The organism is Undibacterium sp. GW821-FHT11B02 (assembly GCF_058808955.1).
Window position 1 is genome coordinate 1 of the sequence record NZ_JBXASD010000004.1, and the last position, 18343, is coordinate 18343.

General features: G+C 52.4%; 17 protein-coding genes. 5 read left to right on the plus strand and 12 right to left on the minus strand.

Going from position 1 to position 18343, the window contains the following annotated elements; translation table 11 throughout:
* Positions 1 to 357: 357 nt before the first annotated feature.
* The gene (locus AC1RVX_RS08965) at positions 358 to 828 is read right to left on the minus strand and encodes a hypothetical protein (protein ID WP_493216243.1); all 471 of its coding nucleotides are present in this window, start codon (positions 826 to 828) and stop codon (positions 358 to 360) included.
* Positions 829 to 1324: 496 nt separating this feature from the next.
* On the opposite strand from AC1RVX_RS08965, the gene dfrB reads away from it, so the two are divergent.
* Together dfrB and AC1RVX_RS08975 are read left to right on the plus strand one after the other, a co-directional pair.
* Positions 1325 to 1561 carry a trimethoprim-resistant dihydrofolate reductase DfrB gene (gene dfrB / locus AC1RVX_RS08970; RefSeq protein ID WP_493216665.1) on the plus strand — a complete coding sequence of 79 codons (237 nt, stop codon included), beginning with the start codon at positions 1325 to 1327 and terminating at the stop codon, positions 1559 to 1561.
* Between the two features lie 250 nt (positions 1562 to 1811).
* Positions 1812 to 2276 (plus strand): hypothetical protein, encoded by a 465-nt coding sequence (locus AC1RVX_RS08975; RefSeq protein ID WP_493216244.1) that lies wholly within the window; start codon positions 1812 to 1814, stop codon positions 2274 to 2276.
* 146 nt (positions 2277 to 2422) lie between these two features.
* Here the strand turns inward: AC1RVX_RS08975 and AC1RVX_RS08980 are convergent, their stop codons facing one another.
* The 9 genes from AC1RVX_RS08980 to AC1RVX_RS09020 all read right to left on the minus strand — a co-directional run bounded on the left by AC1RVX_RS08980 (position 2423) and on the right by AC1RVX_RS09020 (position 12092).
* Entirely contained in the window at positions 2423 to 3523 is a 1101-nt protein-coding gene (locus tag AC1RVX_RS08980; RefSeq protein ID WP_493216245.1) for an ABC transporter ATP-binding protein, read from the minus strand.
* Positions 3524 to 3539: 16 nt separating this feature from the next.
* The gene (nagZ, locus tag AC1RVX_RS08985; RefSeq protein WP_493216246.1) at positions 3540 to 5084 is read right to left on the minus strand and encodes a beta-N-acetylhexosaminidase; all 1545 of its coding nucleotides are present in this window, start codon (positions 5082 to 5084) and stop codon (positions 3540 to 3542) included.
* Positions 5081 to 5902 carry a carbohydrate ABC transporter permease gene (locus tag AC1RVX_RS08990; protein WP_493216247.1) on the minus strand — a complete coding sequence of 274 codons (822 nt, stop codon included), beginning with the start codon at positions 5900 to 5902 and terminating at the stop codon, positions 5081 to 5083. The genes nagZ and AC1RVX_RS08990 overlap by 4 nt, the downstream gene beginning before the upstream one ends.
* Before the next feature lie 2 nt (positions 5903 to 5904).
* Positions 5905 to 6798: a carbohydrate ABC transporter permease gene (locus AC1RVX_RS08995; RefSeq protein WP_493216248.1), complete on the minus strand. Its 894-nt coding sequence runs from the start codon at positions 6796 to 6798 to the stop codon at positions 5905 to 5907.
* The gene (locus AC1RVX_RS09000; RefSeq protein ID WP_493216249.1) at positions 6795 to 8051 is read right to left on the minus strand and encodes an ABC transporter substrate-binding protein; all 1257 of its coding nucleotides are present in this window, start codon (positions 8049 to 8051) and stop codon (positions 6795 to 6797) included. The genes AC1RVX_RS08995 and AC1RVX_RS09000 overlap by 4 nt, the downstream gene beginning before the upstream one ends.
* A 182-nt stretch (positions 8052 to 8233) precedes the next feature.
* Positions 8234 to 9244, minus strand: coding sequence for an SIS domain-containing protein (locus tag AC1RVX_RS09005; protein ID WP_493216666.1), 1011 nt, complete (start codon positions 9242 to 9244; stop codon positions 8234 to 8236).
* Entirely contained in the window at positions 9237 to 10367 is a 1131-nt protein-coding gene (gene nagA, locus AC1RVX_RS09010) for an N-acetylglucosamine-6-phosphate deacetylase (protein WP_493216667.1), read from the minus strand. The genes AC1RVX_RS09005 and nagA overlap by 8 nt, the downstream gene beginning before the upstream one ends.
* A gap of 2 nt (positions 10368 to 10369) precedes the next feature.
* Positions 10370 to 11104, minus strand: coding sequence for a GntR family transcriptional regulator (locus AC1RVX_RS09015; RefSeq protein ID WP_493216250.1), 735 nt, complete (start codon positions 11102 to 11104; stop codon positions 10370 to 10372).
* 40 nt (positions 11105 to 11144) lie between these two features.
* Positions 11145 to 12092 carry a glucosamine kinase nucleotide-binding domain-containing protein gene (locus AC1RVX_RS09020; protein WP_493216251.1) on the minus strand — a complete coding sequence of 316 codons (948 nt, stop codon included), beginning with the start codon at positions 12090 to 12092 and terminating at the stop codon, positions 11145 to 11147.
* 647 nt (positions 12093 to 12739) lie between these two features.
* Between AC1RVX_RS09020 and AC1RVX_RS09025 the strand changes: the two genes are divergently transcribed.
* The gene (locus tag AC1RVX_RS09025) at positions 12740 to 13642 is read left to right on the plus strand and encodes a hypothetical protein (protein ID WP_493216252.1); all 903 of its coding nucleotides are present in this window, start codon (positions 12740 to 12742) and stop codon (positions 13640 to 13642) included.
* A 73-nt stretch (positions 13643 to 13715) separates the two neighbouring features.
* Here the strand turns inward: AC1RVX_RS09025 and AC1RVX_RS09030 are convergent, their stop codons facing one another.
* Positions 13716 to 14414, minus strand: coding sequence for an aspartate/glutamate racemase family protein (locus tag AC1RVX_RS09030; protein ID WP_493216253.1), 699 nt, complete (start codon positions 14412 to 14414; stop codon positions 13716 to 13718).
* Positions 14415 to 14778: 364 nt separating this feature from the next.
* Between AC1RVX_RS09030 and AC1RVX_RS09035 the strand changes: the two genes are divergently transcribed.
* Positions 14779 to 15810, plus strand: coding sequence for an FUSC family protein (locus tag AC1RVX_RS09035; RefSeq protein ID WP_493216254.1), 1032 nt, complete (start codon positions 14779 to 14781; stop codon positions 15808 to 15810).
* A gap of 146 nt (positions 15811 to 15956) precedes the next feature.
* On the opposite strand, the gene AC1RVX_RS09040 is transcribed toward AC1RVX_RS09035, so the two are convergent.
* Complete coding sequence (locus AC1RVX_RS09040; RefSeq protein WP_493216255.1) at positions 15957 to 16925, minus strand: LysR family transcriptional regulator; 969 nt, start codon at positions 16923 to 16925, stop codon at positions 15957 to 15959.
* A 117-nt stretch (positions 16926 to 17042) separates the two neighbouring features.
* Between AC1RVX_RS09040 and AC1RVX_RS09045 the strand changes: the two genes are divergently transcribed.
* Complete coding sequence (locus tag AC1RVX_RS09045; RefSeq protein ID WP_493216256.1) at positions 17043 to 18326, plus strand: MFS transporter; 1284 nt, start codon at positions 17043 to 17045, stop codon at positions 18324 to 18326.
* Positions 18327 to 18343 lie beyond the last annotated feature (17 nt).

An 18343-nucleotide genomic window follows, 5' to 3' on the forward strand; every position in this document is an offset into this window, starting at 1 on the left:
CCTGTTCATCATTTGTTTTTCCAAAGTTACGTTTATTTTACGTCACCTTTGGGGAACTAAATTTCAGGGGAAGCTCAATTCGATCCTTTCGATGTCTTGAAATATACGAACAGAAAAATGTTTGGTCATTGATATTTTTAAATCATATATGGTAATAGTCGGCCTCAAAAATACGATGGCCACACAAACTACAATCAAAATTGTGGTGGCTATCCAGGCTCTGCACTTCCATTTAGGTACATTAATTTTCATATTTTTGTGCCATTTCAACTTAGATTTCGTGTTAACTTGCTCATTCAAATTTGGCTATAACACTTGCATAATCAATATCCTTGAGGACGGCTGTCTAATGCCGATTTAATTGGCATTGTCACCGCTACGCCTTGTAATCAGACCGCACGGAGTTACGATGTCCCATTCTTCCCATCGCCTAGTGTTACCGTTAGATTGTTTAGCTTTATCGGTCATTTCGTACCTTATAAATGCTTCCAACCGGTCATCGAAGAACACCTCAAATATGCCTCCCAAGCGAAACCCATTAGTTTCTTCTGGTCTGATCTGGCAATTGTCCGGGTGATTTGCGTGATATTCGCGTCCGGTCTTTTCTGTTGGCCCCAATAATAAATCCCCACGTTCTATCGTCTTGTCATATAGCATTACGCACATTTCGTCTTTAGGAATAATCCGCATTTCCTTTGCACAATATTCTGGAGGACGAGCTACTACATAGGCATATAACAAATAGGCGATCAACAAACCAGGTATCGCTACCTTGAGAGATTTCGTGAATGCAGTGAATGCAAGTTGCTCCTTCATCGGAGTGTCCATACTGGTTCTCCCCAAAAATAGCAGTAACCTCATTGCTTGTTATTTCGTGTTCTCTGCCTATTCTTTTATTTCTATTCCTCAAATTCAAATCAAGTATTTTCGTGTCGAACAAACTTCAATCAAGGAAAAAAGACATCCGTCACAATCGCATAACTCTATGAAGCCAGCATGAAGGGAATGTGAAAGAGTGTCTGAAATCAGTCGTTATCGAAAATATTCGATCAAAAAAAATACATCAAAAAAATGGGTGTTTTGTAAGGAAAAAAATATTGCGTATTTCAATCAGAATTAATTTTATTGTTATAGAATTGATTTTTCACCACACCTAACGTAAGAGAGCGTGTTGGGCTTACGCAGTTGGCCAAGTGCCTTTGCGGGCTACAATAGGGTGAAAAGATGCGATGTTGCTTTGCGCGAAATTTCAAGATCATCGCCCAATCAAGTAGTAGATATGGGCCAGCAGATCACCTCAACACATTCAAAAGAAAGCTTAGATATGGATCAAAGTAGTGATGAAGTCGGTACTCCAGTTGCTGGCCAATTTGCGTTCCCATTGCGCGCCACGTTTGGCCTGGGAGATCGTGTACGCAAGAAATCTGGTGCCGCTTGGCAGGGTCAAGTTGTCGGCTGGTACAGTACTAAACTGACCCCTGAAGGCTATGCCGTCGAGTCCGAGTCTCATCCTGGCTCAGTGCAAATTTATCCTGTGGCTGCGCTTGAACGGGTGATCTAAGCCCTCAATCGAGAGGGCGTCGCCCGGCAAGCCGGGTGCCGTCACTCGTCTCGAAAATAAAAACATAATTTCTATTTTTTAGCGCAAAGCCTGCCCTTGGGCATCAAACACATGACACTTGGCGGGAAGTTGTCAACCAATATTGTTCTGGCGGCGTTATGCTCAGTGCGTAATAGATGAGTTAATTTTACTAGTATCTTTGGCAAACTTTATCGCTTACTTAATTCACTAATCCATTTGGGAAACGAAAATGAACAAATTTGCGAAATACCTGCTTCCTTTAGCCTTTGTTGGAATGATTCCCTTTGCCGCGACGGCACAGCAACTACCCGGAAAACATCCTGCCTACCTCCACGCTTTGACAGACTTGCGCACAGCCCGCTGGTTCTTGTATCACCAGGCTGGTGACTCAAAAGTCTATGCTAATGAGGACATTGGCATCACCGAAATTGACGCTGCTATCGCTGAAATAAAGAAAGCGGCAATCGATGACGGTAAGGACATCAATGACCACAAGAATGTTGATGTCAAGGAGCATGGAAGCCGCCTGTTAAAATCCATTGAAACGCTGAAAAAGGCGCGCGCCGATATTTCACAAGAAGAGGACAATCCAGAAGTGCGAGGATTGCGTGATCGGGCAAGGGTACATATTGACCGTGCTATCAACGCTGCTGAAAGAGCCCACGCCGAATGGCTCAGGGACATGGACAAGTAAGCGGATTTATATCGCTTAGTCGAATGATAGCGCCAGGGAACACCTGATTAAGTACGTTCATCCGTGCTGCACCCAGTACGAATACCAGGGTGGTTTTACAAAAGCGGACTTGATCAAAGCTTCCCTGGTTTATTTTTCAGATACATTTACGCGGAGCAGCGCGCCCCCTTCTCATCAAACACATGACACCTCATCACCGGCAGTTGAATCCGCAAATCCGCCCCTGGGAATAAATCTGAAGTGTCCGCTGGCAATTTGATGGCGAACAGGTTTTCTTCACCGGCCAGTGTGGCGTAGACGATGGCGGCATCGCCCAGGTGTTCGATGAAGCTGATGCTGACGGTGAGCTGGTTGTTGCGGTCTTGTGTTTGGGCGGCTGGCATCACGTGTTCTGCGCGTATGCCTATGCTGACTTCTTGCCCTTGTGTTAGTAAATGGGTGGGGGCGATCACTTCAAGTTGCGCGCCGCCAGCCAGGGTCACTACGGCTTCGTTGTTGGCGCAGCGACTGACTTTACCTTGCAGGAAATTCATTTTGGGTGAACCAAGGAAACCGGCGACGAAGCGGTTGGCGGGTTTGTCGTAGAGTTCCAGCGGTGCGCCTATCTGCTCTATCTTGCCGCCATTGAAAACGGCGATGCGCTGGCCCAGGGTCATGGCTTCGACCTGATCATGGGTGACGTAGATCATGGTGGCAGCGAGTTCTCTGTGCAGCTTGCTGAGTTCTATCCGCATCTGCACGCGCAGGCTGGCGTCGAGGTTGGATAGCGGTTCATCAAACAAAAACAGGCCAGGTTTGCGGACGATGGCGCGACCGATGGCAACGCGCTGGCGCTGGCCGCCGGACAGGTCACGCGGCTTGCGTTGCAGCAGGTGGGTCATTTGCAAAATGCCAGCGGCATGCTGGACCGCTGCATCAATGTCTTGCTTGCTCATGCTGCTTAGACTAAGGCTGAAGGCCATGTTTTCATACACGGTCATATGCGGGTACAGGGCATACGACTGAAACACCATGGCCAGGCCGCGTTTGGCGGGCGGGATGTCGTTGGCCAATGCGTCACCTATGTAGAGTTCACCGGCAGTGATATCTTCCAGACCCGCGATCATGCGCAGCAGGGTCGATTTGCCACAGCCCGATGGGCCGACAAAGACCATGAATTCACCATTGCGCACATGCAGGTCTATGCCTTGCAAGACCTGGTTATTGCCGTAGGATTTGCTGATCTGTTGTAGTCTGACTTCGGCCATACCCTGCCCCTTTGCCTTATATTTGTGCCGTTACAGCGCTGGAAAAACCGGCGACCGGGATCTGGCCGCTGGCAATCACTTCGGTGGCAAACCAGGCGCGTGCAGCGTCGATGGCGGGTGGTGCAAAGCCATAGGTGATCAGGGCAGGTGCCTGAATGTCCAGCATTTGAAATGGGTTCCACAAGACCAGGTGCAGGTCTGGCTTCCAGCTGTCGCGCACCTGTTTGCTGTAGCGTATGCGTACTGTCGATGCCAATATCACGAAGCGGCCATCATTGGGCAAGGCGCTCCAGTCAAAGGTGTCGGCTTTGTTAAAAGTGACAGTGTCCACATCATACAAACTGGCCAGCATGGCGCTGACCTTGGCTGCAGAGATGCCCGCTTCTGACACGCCGTCGCTGACGACATCTGCGCTAATGATCAGGCGCACTTTGCTGCCCCTTGCTGGCGGTATGGCATTGCCTTGCGTGGTCAGGCCGCGCTTCCATGCACTGGACATGAGGATGCGATCTGCCATGTCGGTCTGGTAGGCGGTGTCTATGCAGGGATAGGTTTTTGTCAGAGCTGTCATGCGCTGCAGTTTTTGCTGTACGTCGGCCAAGGAAATTTCGCCAGACAAGATGACTTCGGTCAATGCATTCAGGGTTTCGAGCTGGGTTTCTGTGGTGCCCAGTGCCATGACCATGTCAGCCCCGGCCAGCAAGGCACGCACTGCGGCATTGCCGACGCCGTAGCGCCCGGCAATGGCATGCATGTCCATGCCGTCGGTGATGACGACGCCCTGGTAATTCCATTGATCACGCAACAGGCCGGTGAGTATGGGTTTGGACATGGTAGCCGGGTTTTCTGCATCCAGTGCCGGGTAGACGATGTGCGCGGTCATCATGGCGGGGGCATTGCGACTGACTGCGGTCTGGAAAGGGGCCAGTTCCAGTGCCTGCAATTCTTTCAGGCTCTTGTTCACTGTCGGCAAGTCACGGTGGGAATCAACATTGGTGTCGCCATGGCCGGGAAAGTGTTTGACGCAGCAGGCCACGCCTTCATACAGGCTGCCATCCATCCAGGCCAGAGCAAGTTCACTGGCACGTTTTGGGTCAGAGCCAAATGAACGTTCAGAGATGACGGGGTTATCAACGTTATTGTTCAAATCCAGCACGGGTGCAAAGTTCCAGTTGAAGCCCAGCGCCTTGACGCCACGCGCAACTGCAGCGCCCACCTGACGACAGAGTTCAGGGTCATCGCTGGCCCCCAGCGACATTGCCGCCGGGGGCTGCGGTACCCAGGTGGAACGCACAACTGCGCCCCCTTCCTGATCGATACCGATCAGCGCTTCCTCCCCCAAGGTGCTGCGCAGATCAGCCGTCAGTTTCTTCAGCTGGATTTCGTCCACCATGTTTTGCCTGAACAGGCAAATGCCACGGATGTAATTGTCTTTTAAAAATTGTGCCGATGTGTCGTCAAGGCTGGTGATGGGCATGCGTATCATCACCAGTTGCCCGGCAAGGCGGCGTGCTGCTTCGCGTGTCAGGGTCTGTTCTTTATTATTTGTATTTTGTGTCATTTCACTGCTCCATCCATGCCGCGCATAAAAAAGCGCTGGGTAAATAAAAAGGCGACCAATATAGGTGCAACTGTCAAAATGGTTCCTGCTGCGATCACGCGGGTGCTGCTGCCGTAGGTGCCGCGCAGATACAGCACACCTGCTGACAATGGAAAATCTTCCGGCTTGCTGATGACTATCGACGGCCAGATGTATTCATTCCAGGCTTCAACTGCGGTCAGTATGCCTACTGTTGCCAGCCAGGGGGTGATCAGCGGTAATACGATGCGGTAAAAAATTGTCCGTTCACTGGCACCGTCCACCCTTGCAGCATCCAGCAAATCTTGCGGTACTTCATCAAAAGCCTGTTTCAGCAAGAGTATGGATACTGCCGTCACGATATTTGGCAAGACCACAGCAGTATAGGTATTCACCAGCGATACCTTAGTGATGGTGATGAAGTTGACCAGAAAATTGACTTCTGACGGCAGTATCATGGTCGCCAAAATCACGCCCATGATGAGCTTGCTGCCACTGAACTGCATGCGTGACAAGGGATAAGCAGCAAGCGAACACACCACCAGTTTACCCAGCACCGTCGCCAAGGTAATCAACAGCGAATTTTTATAAAACGCGATGATGGGGATGACGCGAAACGCCTCGACAAAATTATCCAGCGATACACCATGCGGCCAGAACGTGGGCGGAAATTCAAACAGATTGCCTTCGGTAGACATTGCCACCACCAGCGTCCACCAGAACGGAAAAATGCAGATGACAGCAATCAGGCACAACAAGCCGTATTGCGATGCCGTGTGCAGGATTTTTTTGATAGCCATGCTCATTCCCTGTGCCCCGGTTTTAGCCAGCGCAAGCAGACGAAGGCAATTGCCATGCAGCACAGGGACACGACGAAACTGGCGGCCAGACCACGCGGCAATTTCAGGTGTTTCAAGCCCTGATCATAAGCGTAATACAGTGCGGTGAAGGTGGAATTCATGGGGCCGCCCTGGGTCAGTACGTCCACTTCTTGATAAGCTTTCAAAGCTGCCAAAACAGACATGATGCTGCATACCAGGATGGTCGGTTTCAGCATAGGCACGGTGATGCGCCAGAAACGTTGCCAGCGATTGGCACCGTCGAGTATTGCTGCTTCTTGCATTTCTGACGGCAGCGATTGCAGAGCCGCCAGATACATCACCATATACCAGCCAAGCCCCCGCCAGAAGGATACAAACATGACGGCAAACAGGGCCAGAGTATCGTCTGACAGCCAGCCCAACGGCGCAGCGATCAGGTGCAATTGCAGCAGCACATAATTGAGCGTGCCCTGCTCGTGGAACATAAAGCCCCACATGATGCCGACCACAGAAACAGTGGTCACCACTGGCACATAAAAAGCGGCACGAAACCAGCGTATGCCGGGCAGTTGATTGTTGACCAGCACCGCCAGCGAGATAGCGCCCAACTGGGTAAAAGGCACGACCAGCAAAAACAGTAGCGAGTTTTTTAACCCGGTCAAAAACATGTCATTTGCAAACAGGGCGCGGTAATTGGCAAACCCAACCCAGTGCACGGGGCGTATCAAACTGAAATCGGTAAAGCTGAGGTAAGAACCATACATCACCGGCCAGAAAGAAAACATCAACAGTAAAAACAGGGCTGGTGCCAGAAAGGCATAGGCCAGCAAGTTGTACCGTCTGGTTATGGAAGAAGAAGCTGTCTGCTTGCTCATGGCTGCTTTACCCCCTGCAATTTACGGTTCCAGATGGCGACCGCTTCATCCAGCGCATCCTGGATATCACGGCGACCGGTGACACCAGCCTCCACCGCCTTGACCAGAAAGCGGCGCAGTTCATCATAATCATCAATACCGCTGACATACAGCGTGCGTGATGCATTCATGGAATTGGCTGCGACTGCCAGCGCCTGTTCTGATGCACCCGCATTCGTGGGTATTTGTTTGAAGTAAGGGTTGGACAAAGCCTGTCTGGTGGTCGGCATGACGCCTGCCAGCCGTGCAAACGTCAGCTGATTGGCGTCGCTGGTCAAGTAGCGGGCAAAGGCAGCAATCTCGGGCAACTGCTGTTTTTTTACCCCCTTGGGGATGGCGAAGTGGAATAACCAGCCGCCATCATTGATGCCGGTCGGCCCCGGCGGCACCGGGAAAATGCCGGTCTGCGCATAAATCTCAGGTGCATCAGTCTGTATGCGTGTCATGGCGGTGGGTGCGCTGACCATGACACCCAGCCGCCCACCCAGATAGGCATCCACCACCGCCGGGAAATTGTCTTCGGCAAACAGTTTGTCTTTCAAAAAACCATTTGCCTTGTAGGTCGCTGCCAGTTTTTTGACCAGTGCCACATGGGCTGGTGAGTTGAATACGGCCTTGCCATTGTGTATTAAATCCAGGCCCTGTTGCATGAAGAAACCATCGATTTTACCCAGCGCAGGCGCGTAACCTGGCTTGCCGGTTTTGGCGGAAATTAAAACCGCCTGTGCCAGCAATTCATCCATGCTTCTGGGGGCCTGGGTGATGCCGGCTGCTGCCAGTATCTTGCGGTTATAGGCAATCACATTGACGTTGCTGTAATGTGGGAAGCCATATACCTTGCCGTTGAAACGCAAATCGGCCAGTGCTGCATCGGTGTAATCAACTGCTGCGCCCGGTGCTGCCAGCAAGGCATCGACGGGTTCCAGCAAACCGTCACGCGCCATTTCTTCTGCCCAGGGTACACTCAGATTCACCAGTGCAGGCGGCGTACCGGCGGCGATGGCGGTGATCAGTTTCAACTGCAAGATGTCCCACGGAAAATCCACCCATTCAAGCTTGATGCCGGGGTGTTGTGCTTCGTAGGTTTTAACCAGTTGCTGGAAGTAAGGAATGAATTTTGGCTTGAGGCTCATGGTCCAGAATTCGATTTTCTGGACGGCCAGGGCGTTGCCATGCAGGCTGAAACCCAGCAACAGGACTGCCAGCCAGGTCATGCACCTTAGCCAACTCCTGAGCCAGCGGTTTTGCCCCGGGCCGCAGCCCTTGACTATACTCCCCCCAATTTTTATTAAATTTTGCATTTTTTCTACATCTGCATTACGGTTAGCAAAAATACTGGAGGGAGTATCTATTTTTTAAGTTTTTAAAAAATAGCGTTGCGGAATAGTTGCACAGTCTAATTGGTTTTTGTCACTTTGCTGAGATGGCGTGGTTTGTCCGGATCCAGACCACGGGCAATCGACAAATTGGCGGCCATGACATAAAACGCCTGTATCGCCACGATAGGGTCAAGATCAGGTGTGGCTGCTACTGGCAGGGTCAGGTTACGTTCCTTGACATCCGCAGGTGCTGCCAGCAAGACATTGGCACCGCGACCACGCATTTCTTCCGCCAGGGCAATCTGGCCAGCTTGTGAAGGACCACGGGTTGCGAAGATCAGCAGCGGGTAACCATCATGTATCAGCGCCATAGGGCCGTGCTTGATTTCTGCACCGCTAAAGGCTTCAGCCTGGATGACGGAAGTTTCCTTGAACTTCAATGCCGATTCCAGCGCCACAGGGAAGCTGATGCCACGTCCCACCACCATGATGCGTGACGCAGGCGTCAGCACTTCCAGCGCTGGTGACCAGTCAAACTCAGTAGCGGCACGCAAGGCTTCTGGCAATTGTTCTATGGCTTGCAAAAATTCTGCATCGTCTTGCCAGTGGCCGACCAGGCGTGCAGCGGCCACCAGCGAAGTGATAAAGCTCTTGGTGGCAGCTACGCTCAGTTCTGGCCCGGCATGCAGGGGCATGGTCCATTCTGCGCTTTGCCCCAGTGGCGAAGCAGCATCATTCACCAGCGCCACGGTGGTGGCACCACCTTCGCGGAAATAACGGATGGGCTCTACCACGTCAGGGCTTTGGCCTGACTGTGAAATCGCAATCGCCAATGCATCCCTGGCGTGCAGGGGTGCATTATTGAGTGTCACCAAAGACATCGGCAGTGACGCGACGATGCGCCCCAACCTGGCCATGATGAGGTAAGCCGCATAATTGGCGGCATGGTCAGAACTGCCACGTGCCACGGTCACGACCGAAGCCGGTGGATGAGCGCGCAAATGGGCACCCAGGGCACTGTAACGGTCGTTGTCCAGCTTCAGTTGTCCGGCTACAAAATCGGCGGAAGAACACGCTTCCTTAAGCATCTGTGAGGTCAATCTTTTCTCCTTCTACATAAACAGCGATGAGGTTGAGCTGGCGATCCAGCACGACCAGGTCTGCGTAACTGCCAGCCTGCAGGCGGCCACGCTCATTCAATCCCAGATAATCGGCTGCGTAGGTGGAAACACGCTTCGATGCATCTTCCAGATCCAGGCCTATGCTGACCAGATTGCGCAAGGCCTGATCCATGGTCAGGGTGCTGCCAGCCAGCGTACCGTCTTCCAGACGCACACCACCCAGGCACTTATGTACGACCTGACGACCCAGCATGTATTGGCCGTCTGGCATGCCGGATGCAGCTGTGGAATCGGTCACGCAATACAGATGCGGTATGGCACGCATGGCGGCCCGGATGGCACCCGGATGCACATGCACCAGGTCGGGAATAATTTCAGAAAACTGTGCATGCGCAAGCGCAGCGCCGACCATGCCGGGTGCGCGGTGGTCCATGCGCGACATGGCGTTGTACAGATGGGTAAAACCGGTGGCACCGTTTTCCAGCGCCGCCTTGCCCTCTTCGTACGTACCCAGGGTATGGCCTATCTGTATCTGCATACCCATGTCTGTGAGCTCGCGTACGAGTTGCAGGTGGCCTTCCATTTCTGGTGCGACGGTAATCAGTTTGATTGGCGCTATTGCATCCAGATGACGTACCTGATCCAGTGAACCAGCATGCGCAAAGTCTGGCTGCGCCCCCAGCTTGCCGGGGTTGATATACGGGCCTTCCAGATGCACGCCCAGCACACGGGCAGCGCCAGCGCTACGCTGATCGACAAAGGGCCTGATAGCCTTTAACGCCTGCTCCAGATCTGCCAGCGGTGCTGTCATGGTGGTTGCCAGCATACTGGTCGTGCCATGCTTTGCATGCTTGCGGGCGATGACTTCGACGGCATCCCCGGCTTCCATGGTGTCTTTGCCACCGGCCCCGTGCACGTGCAAGTCGACAAAGCCTGGCAGTATGTAATGACTGCCTGCAGCCTGATCAGTGGCCATCTCAGCGGTCACACCGGCATCGGCAGTGATCGCCTGTATTTTTTCAGCAAAGCTTACAGATCCGAATACCCAGCCTTGCGGCGTCAGTATCTGTCCTTGCAATTGTTGATCCAAATTCATCTGAACAGCTCCGCCACAAAGTCATAATAATCACTGCGGCAGTACGAGTGAGAAAGCTCGATTGCTGCGCCAGTGGGCAGGTAGGCAACGCGGGTGATGAACAGCATCGCCGCGCCCTGTTTGATATCAGCCAGTCGCGCCTGTTCGGCAGTGGCGTTCACGGCACGGATGTGTTGCAACGCACGTGTGGGTGACAGGTTGTGCGCTTCCAGATAGCCATACAGGCTGTCGTTCACCAGTTTCGGGTTGGGCATATACATCGCTGGTATGGTCGTGCTTTCTATCGCCATCACCACATTGTCTGCAGTACGCAAACGCTTGAGACGCGATACCACGGTATTGGGTGACAAACCCAGCGACAAAATTTCTTCTGGCGACGCAATCCCGGTTTCACGCGATAGCCAGCGCGAGCCTGGCACAAAACCGCGATTGCGTAATTCTTCACTGAAGTTGGTCAGGCGCGATAAAGGCTGTTCCAGCTTGGGGGTAATGTAGGTGCCGGAACCATGCTTGCGGGTGAGCATGCCACGGTCGCACAACATGTCGATGGCCTTGCGCGCGGTGACGCGTGAGATGTCCAGCGCATCAGACAACAAGCGCTCTGACGGCAAGGCTTCATCAGGTTGCCAAAGACCGCTATGTATGCCGTTAGCGAGTTTATTTGCCAACTGCAGATACAGAGGAGTAGAACTCTCTGCATCAGGTTTAAAGTCTATCAGTTGTGCCAGCATGTCTTTCCCTCTTGGTTTATTGGTGTTGCCGGTGTTTCCGCTATTGCCGATGTTGCACGTGCTGCTGTATCAGTATCATGGCACCCGCTGCCGAATCTGCCTGCGGCTTTTGTACACGCCCGGCCAACGCTGCTGGCAGATACACAGCTACCGCATCCGCCAGACCACCACACAGGGTAATCGGCAACTCACCGGAAGGGTCAAGCGCCTGCGCCATGATGGCCACTTCTTTGCCAGCATCCTGCATGATGTCGCGAGCCACATCCACTTCGACAGCAAAGCGTATGACCAGCGGTGCCAGTTCTGCATAACGGGTTTGATTGGCTTGTGCCAGCCATGCGAAGAGCGCATCCTTGTCGCCACCACAATGCGTCAGTACGGCACTGGCAAATGGGTTAGCAGCGGCACGCCCATCCAGCACACGCTGCAAGTGATTGACTGCACGCATGCCCAGCCATGCCCCGCTGGCTTCGTCACTGACAGGGAAACCCCAGCCACCGACTTCACGACGCTGCCCATTGGCCAGCAACACTTCGCCAACGCTGCCCGTACCCAATGCGATGATCGCGCCAGGCTTGCCACCAAGTGCACCAAGCAAAGTGGTATAGGCATCGGTTTCTGCGCAGACTGCACCAAAGCCAGGATTAAGTGCTACAAATTCTTTGGTCCAGTGGATATTGTGTACACCGGCCAGCCCACAACCCACTGCAATATCCTGCAATGACGGCATAACCAGATTGGCCGCCGCAAATGCCTGCTGCGTCGCCTGCAAAATGGATTGCCAGGCCTTGTCACGCCCCAGTGCCAATCCAGACGGCCCAGCACTGCCACGCCCCAGTTCTTTGCCTGTGGCATCAGCCAACACCACTCGCGTGCCAGTGCCACCACCATCTGCACCGACAAAATAGCGGCAAGCGATGCTCGTCAGCGTACCGTGTGCGGTATTCTGCCCGTCTGCCGTATGCTGAATTTCTGCTTGTTTATTCATTGATAAGTGAGGTATTCATGTTTTTTAACGCCACCAAACCAGCGACGCGACATCTGCTACCATTTCAGACCTCACTGTATGTTTTTTCCCTAGTGGATGTCAATAGGTATTTAAGTGGTATCTTCAATTAAAATGTAACCAATTCTTCACCCACCCGCTGATGACTCTTCATTGCCCTGAAAACCAGGGCAGTGCATGGCGGGTGTTTGACAAGTCGTATTACGGCTATTGATGGCAAGCACCACTGGAAATTAGCTTGCTTGTTGAACAACTTATGACAAACATGCGATTCCAGCAGCGGCCCACAACGGGTGATTGACGGTTTGCAAGCGATGCAATCCATGTGGTGATTTTTTTAGGTGGTATTAAGCTGGCGGAGACACTTCTGCAGTTGTGACTTAGGCAAAATTGCCCGGATAAGGCACAGCGATGACGCTGCAAACGCCTTTTCCTGGACTAGTTTGTCCTTGGGGTGTTTTTCGTGATGACAGAGGTAAATCTGGAAATAGTGTCTTTGAAGATGGGCCGAAAATCCCCATTCAAGCCAATGCGTGGATATACAATTACTTGGAAATTAGCACTCCTACGACATCTGAGCAATTAATCTGGCGACAAAGAATGTATGCCGAACCAAGGGTAAATCAACAATGGGCAAAGCAGTTATTCTTGTTATCGGCGATGACTTCAGGGATCAACTCGACAAGTTCAGCATGTCTGAAAGTACTGATCCTGTCACGGTCGATGTTTTAGATAAATTGACGACCAGATATGTAACTTTATTCAGCGCGCATGAAGACAGTTTCTCCGGCTGGGTAAGGAAATATTTCGGTTACAAGGTTCTTGACGAAGGTCAGGAACCAGATATCGATGCGATACACTCAGGCGGTTGGATGCGTGTGGATGGAGATGGACAGGTTTTCGAACTCATGGAGTGCATAATATCAGGTGGACTTATTGAATGGTTTGACGATACGCTCCCTAACCTGAAACTCAAACCGGGGGCAAAAGGAATTGAGACAAGCGACAGCTATGCCTCAGAAACCGTTGAAGGCTTTGCAGGTTCAGCCCGCAAGAAAGCCCTTGATTTCGAAGCCGTCAACAATGCGATGCGCTCTGCTGCCAATGAACGATGGTGCAGCGCTGTAGCTGCTTGCGATTCACAAACATGGGTACCCTTTGAACTTATAAAGAAAAAGTATGCGCTGGATCACCACGGAGATGAGTTGCAGCTTATCACGCAGAATACATGGGTAGACCAGCCCGCCGTGAAAGCCATTCTGACCGATGCACAACTTAACGACGCTCAAGACAAGCACATTTCTTTTCTGGAACAACGCATCGCAAACCTGTTTCGCATCAATAATAGTCCTGACTCAATCGACCCGCTGCTGTTATCGCGTAACCAGTATATGGACAGGTTTGGTTTTTTGAGTCTGGTACCCTATTGGCTGGTGATACACGACAGCGTGGTGCTGAGTCATTTCGACGATGAGTATTTTAATCGACTCGCCGATGACACCATCCTGACGCTTGTTAGTGTACATAACTGATATGAGAGCACCAACTCTTTCAATATCAGGCCGCACGATTGCCTGTGATGAATTGTGTGTCCAGCAGTTAATACTATCTATCAATACCAATAGCATGACGAAGCGCTGCCCTGGCTAAAAGGCGAGTCGAATCGAGCGTAGGCAACGGTGAATTTTCGTCGTTGATGATGAGTGGGATCTCGGTGCAACCGAGTATGACGGCCTCGCAGCCGCGATTCTTTAAGCTATGAATGACCGATTGAAAGTACTCAATGCTGTCCGGCTTGAATATTCCGCAAACAAGTTCATCCATGATGATTCTGCCGATCTCGTCACGTTCTTGATCGGTGGGTCGAATGCACTCAATACTTTGTGCAGCAAGCTTTTCTGGATACACTTCACTTCGTGTAAGCCAAGCTGTACCAAGAAGCCCCACGCGTTGAAATTTTTGACCTGTGGCCTCGGCAGCTACCACTTTGGCGATATGTAGCCAGGGCAAAGGACTCAAGGGTTCAACATACGAGAATGCTTGGTGGATGGTATTGTCCGGGCAAATGAGAAAATCTGCGCCGCACTTCGCAAGTTTTTGTGCGGAATCCAGCATCAGATTGCCGACGCCCTCCATGTCACCACGGTCAAGGCAATCAACATACTTTGCGAGAGAAGGAGTGTGAAGCGACACTTCCGGATGAGCATGCGCGCCAAGGATTTTGGCACCCTCAGAGCAAATGGTTCTATAGCAAAGGGCGGCTCCTTCTGCTGAGCAACCAACGATTCCTATGTGTAGTGGCATATGCTTGGACTTGATTACTGTTGTCTGAACTATTTTATCACTACAGGCTGTTGATATACTGGATGCCGGTTATACCAAGCGTCGGACCATTTATACCGGTTGCCATTGACCGATACCGGTATTTAATCATCCATGCCAAGGACCTGCGGAAGCCATATACTGTCAGCCAGGACGGTCAGTAATCAGCGAATTGCTGATGGTCAGGAAATTGGAATCGTTGTCGTAAGGCAGGCCATCAGAAAAAGCCTTTACGCCAATGTTCCCCATGCTGTTAACTGTTGCATTCCAAGGGATTAGGAGAGGGTGAAGCGTGGATAGAAAAACACATCTGTCGGAAACCTTCCGATGGTCCGCAGCCACCGACATGGATCTGTCACAAGTATTTGCTTCGGGCATAGGCATGGCGGCACCAGTCCTGATAGGAGCTGGAACGGGCCACCTTGTTGCCGGGTTAGCGGCGTCTGTTGGGGCATTAGTAGTCGGCAGCGTTGACTCTTGCTCAAGTCTGACGGCACAGTTAAAAGCACTGGTCGCGACGCTTATTCCGACAGCCATTGCAGTAATTGTGGCGGCTCTCGTCTCTGGTAATGGTTGGCGCACCGATACAACCGTCATTCTGCTGGTTTGTGCGGCAGCAACGGTCGGTTCATATAGCCGCGCCATGATCGCAGCAACTACGCGCCTCATCCTGTTGATGGTGATTATGGTAAATATTGCGAACTCTATGACGGCAAATCACCCTGATTTCTTTCCCTTATTGGTAGCTGGTGGGCTGTTTACGGTAATCCTGAACCTGATCTTTGGCGGTTTGGTCCGGGCACACCGACGCATTGACCAGAGCATAGTCGCGATTGCGGCCTCCCAGGCAACGGTCGCACAAAAATTTGTTCGCTGGAAAAAATCCTTGATGCACCTGTCCGGCTGGCAGTACCCGCTAAGACTGGCTCTGTGTTTAAGTGGGGCAGCAGGGTTGAGTTTTATATGGCCGAATCATCATTTTTACTGGGCGTCACTGACAGTGGTGCTTTTGTCTCAACGGCAAATAGAGAGATTCCCAGTCAAAACGACCCAGCGTGCGCTCGGTACAGCGCTAGGCGTCATCGTCGCCAGCTTGGTCATCTTCAATCAACCTGCCGAATGGGTCATTGTGATTAGCTTCGGATTGCTTGCCGGTATGCGACCACTCCTGAAAATCAGAAACTATCTTGCCTACTCTGCGGTCATGACGCCGCTGGTCATCCTCATGATGGATGCTGGCCATCAAGTGGAGATTGGCGTTCTTGTTGACCGATTAATTGCGACTCTTGTCGGCGCTGCACTTGTCATCACAGTTGATCTCGCTTTCGATAAAATCCTCAACAAAAATGCATCAAGCCAGATTAATGGATTTGACTGAGGTCTGGCTTCATGGTGCTTTTATAGTGGAATCGAGCTAGCAAAAAGCGGACACCTTTGATGGGCCGCCTGGGTTGCCCGTCGCACCATGCGTAGATCAGACATTCAAAACCAGCGCCTGCAGCGATTTTATATTCTCTGCGCCTCTCACACATGCAAAGTAGTCGGCACCGCCGCCCGTATCACTTCAATAAACCGCCGCAAGCGCGCTGGATAAAATTTTGCGTAGGGATAAACCATGCTCACAGGTAAAGGTGCTGCCTGCCATTGTGGCGTCAGTTGTACCAGGCGGCCTGTGGCCAGGTCGTCTGCCAATATCCAGGCTGAACCTATTGCCACCCCCAGGCCCTCCAGTGTGGCTGTGCGCAGGGCGTAGAGGTTGTCGGTGCTCATGCGGGGTGTGAAGGCCAGGCGCTGGATTTCACCCGTTTGCACGTGATGCAGAAATACTTCATTGCGGTAAAACGTGCGCAGTGATAGCCAAGGCAAACCGGCCAGATCAATGGCTTGTTGCGGTAGCGGCCTGCCTGCCAGCAAGGATGGTGTGGCAACAACGATGCGTGGTACTTCGGCCAGTTTGATGGCGACCAGATTGGGGTCGGCTACTTCACCTATCTGGATGGCGCAATCTATGCCTGCTGAAATAAAGTCTTGCAGTGACGTGTCGTCATGCAGCAGCCATTCAACAGACACGCGCGGATAACGCTTGAGGTAATCTGCCAGGGGTTTGATCAGACGTTCCTGACCAAAGGCGTGCGGTGCCACTACCCGCAGCACGCCTTCTGGTTCTTCATTGGTACCGCGTATATCTGACTCCAGGGTGGCCCAGTTCACCAGCAGGTTTCTGGCATGTTCATAGCACCTTTCACCATCTGAAGTCAGGCGCATGCTGTGGGTAGAGCGATTTAACAGGCGCACCCCCAGAAACTGTTCCAGCGACTGCAGGCGGCGGCTGACCGTCGGTTGGGTCGTGCCCAACTGGACGGCAGCGGCAGAAAGATTGCCCGCCTCAACGATGCGAACGAAGGTCTGCATCAATTCTATGCGGTCACCCACCCCTGTCATGAGGGCTGCTGTGGCGACATTGTCAGTTCGGAGCGTCTTGGCTTTGGTCATACGCTTAATGTATAACAAATCTGCAAGCCATGCTACTACCGCTTTATTTTGCGCTGCAATACACTGGTTTCAATCAAAAAAGATCAGTCAGCATCAGCAAATACCAAGGAATTAGCCATGTCTTCCATTCATAATTCGCATAACCAGAGCACATTAGGCCAACCGGCCCCTGCCCTGGCATCCCAGGCCTCTCAAGCATCGGCTGGCACCACTGCGGCGCACCAGCAGCCTTCTTCTTCACTGGTGCTGTTGCTGGCCAGTGGTGCTGGCTTGTCGGTGGCGTCGTTGTATTACAGCCAGCCCATGCTTGGCATACTTGCGACGGACATAGGTGTCAGTGACCTGAATATCGGTTTTGTGCCTACGCTAACCCAATTGGGCTATGCGCTGGGAATTTTGTTGCTGGCGCCGCTTGGTGACAAGTACAACCGCCGCAGCATCATTCTTATCAAGGCCGGTTTGCTGGTGGCATCGTTGATTGCCGCAGCCTTGGCGCAGTCATTGAGCATTTTGCTGGTTGCCAGCCTGGCTATCGGTCTGACAGCGACCATGGCGCAGGATATTGTACCTGCTGCCGCCACGCTGGCGCATGAATCACGGCGCGGCAAGGTGGTGGGCACGGTAATGACTGGCCTGTTGATGGGCATCTTGCTGTCACGCGTGGTCAGTGGCTTTGTGGCAGAACATTTTGGCTGGCGTACGATGTTTGTGCTGGCAGCTGTTGGCGTTTCAATGATAGCTGTCGCCATCTGGCGCGGGTTGCCACATTTTGTACCGACCACTACTTTGAGCTATCGCGCTTTGCTGGGTTCGTTGCTGGATTTGTTGCGCCGCCATGGCACACTGCGTCGAGCTGCACTGGCACAGGGTTTATTGGCGATGGGCTTTAGCGCTTTTTGGTCCACACTGGCGGTGATGCTGCATGCAGAACCGTTTCACATGGGCAGCGCTGTGGCGGGCGCTTTTGGATTGGCAGGTGCGGTGGGTGCCCTGGCCGCCCCCATGGCAGGCCACCTTGCTGACAAGCGCGGGCCGGGTGTAGTGACAAAACTTGGTGCGGGCCTGACCGCTGTGTCTTTTGCGGCAATGAGCCTGAGTCCATTATTGTCGCCCGCTGCGCAACTGTGGTTGCTAGGCATAGGTACCGTTGGCTTTGACCTGGGTGTACAAACATCGCTGATCGCGCATCAAACCATCGTCTATGGCATAGACCCTGGTGCACGTAGCCGCCTGAATGCGGTGCTGTTTGTTGGTATGTTCATCGGCATGGCAGCAGGTGCCACACTGGGCAGCGCCCTGCTGGCACAATGGGGCTGGATTGGTGTGACGAGCCTGGCAACTGCGACAGCGCTGGCAGCATTGGCGGTGCGGTTTTGGAAGGTGCCTGCTGACAAGGCTTGATTGGTCAGGAACAAATG

What these genes read in the sequence shown, in the direction of transcription:
- AC1RVX_RS08965 (WP_493216243.1), bottom strand. Translation starts at nt 828, where the DNA reads ATGGACACTCCGATGAAGGAGCAACTTGCATTCACTGCATTCACGAAA.
- dfrB (WP_493216665.1), top strand. Translation starts at nt 1,325, where the DNA reads ATGGATCAAAGTAGTGATGAAGTCGGTACTCCAGTTGCTGGCCAATTT.
- AC1RVX_RS08975 (WP_493216244.1), top strand. Translation starts at nt 1,812, where the DNA reads ATGAACAAATTTGCGAAATACCTGCTTCCTTTAGCCTTTGTTGGAATG.
- AC1RVX_RS08980 (WP_493216245.1), bottom strand. Translation starts at nt 3,523, where the DNA reads ATGGCCGAAGTCAGACTACAACAGATCAGCAAATCCTACGGCAATAAC.
- nagZ (WP_493216246.1), bottom strand. Translation starts at nt 5,084, where the DNA reads ATGACACAAAATACAAATAATAAAGAACAGACCCTGACACGCGAAGCA.
- AC1RVX_RS08990 (WP_493216247.1), bottom strand. Translation starts at nt 5,902, where the DNA reads ATGGCTATCAAAAAAATCCTGCACACGGCATCGCAATACGGCTTGTTG.
- AC1RVX_RS08995 (WP_493216248.1), bottom strand. Translation starts at nt 6,798, where the DNA reads ATGAGCAAGCAGACAGCTTCTTCTTCCATAACCAGACGGTACAACTTG.
- AC1RVX_RS09000 (WP_493216249.1), bottom strand. Translation starts at nt 8,051, where the DNA reads ATGACCTGGCTGGCAGTCCTGTTGCTGGGTTTCAGCCTGCATGGCAAC.
- AC1RVX_RS09005 (WP_493216666.1), bottom strand. Translation starts at nt 9,244, where the DNA reads ATGCTTAAGGAAGCGTGTTCTTCCGCCGATTTTGTAGCCGGACAACTG.
- AC1RVX_RS09015 (WP_493216250.1), bottom strand. Translation starts at nt 11,104, where the DNA reads ATGCTGGCACAACTGATAGACTTTAAACCTGATGCAGAGAGTTCTACT.
- AC1RVX_RS09020 (WP_493216251.1), bottom strand. Translation starts at nt 12,092, where the DNA reads ATGAATAAACAAGCAGAAATTCAGCATACGGCAGACGGGCAGAATACC.
- AC1RVX_RS09025 (WP_493216252.1), top strand. Translation starts at nt 12,740, where the DNA reads ATGGGCAAAGCAGTTATTCTTGTTATCGGCGATGACTTCAGGGATCAA.
- AC1RVX_RS09030 (WP_493216253.1), bottom strand. Translation starts at nt 14,414, where the DNA reads ATGCCACTACACATAGGAATCGTTGGTTGCTCAGCAGAAGGAGCCGCC.
- AC1RVX_RS09035 (WP_493216254.1), top strand. Translation starts at nt 14,779, where the DNA reads ATGGATCTGTCACAAGTATTTGCTTCGGGCATAGGCATGGCGGCACCA.
- AC1RVX_RS09040 (WP_493216255.1), bottom strand. Translation starts at nt 16,925, where the DNA reads ATGACCAAAGCCAAGACGCTCCGAACTGACAATGTCGCCACAGCAGCC.
- AC1RVX_RS09045 (WP_493216256.1), top strand. Translation starts at nt 17,043, where the DNA reads ATGTCTTCCATTCATAATTCGCATAACCAGAGCACATTAGGCCAACCG.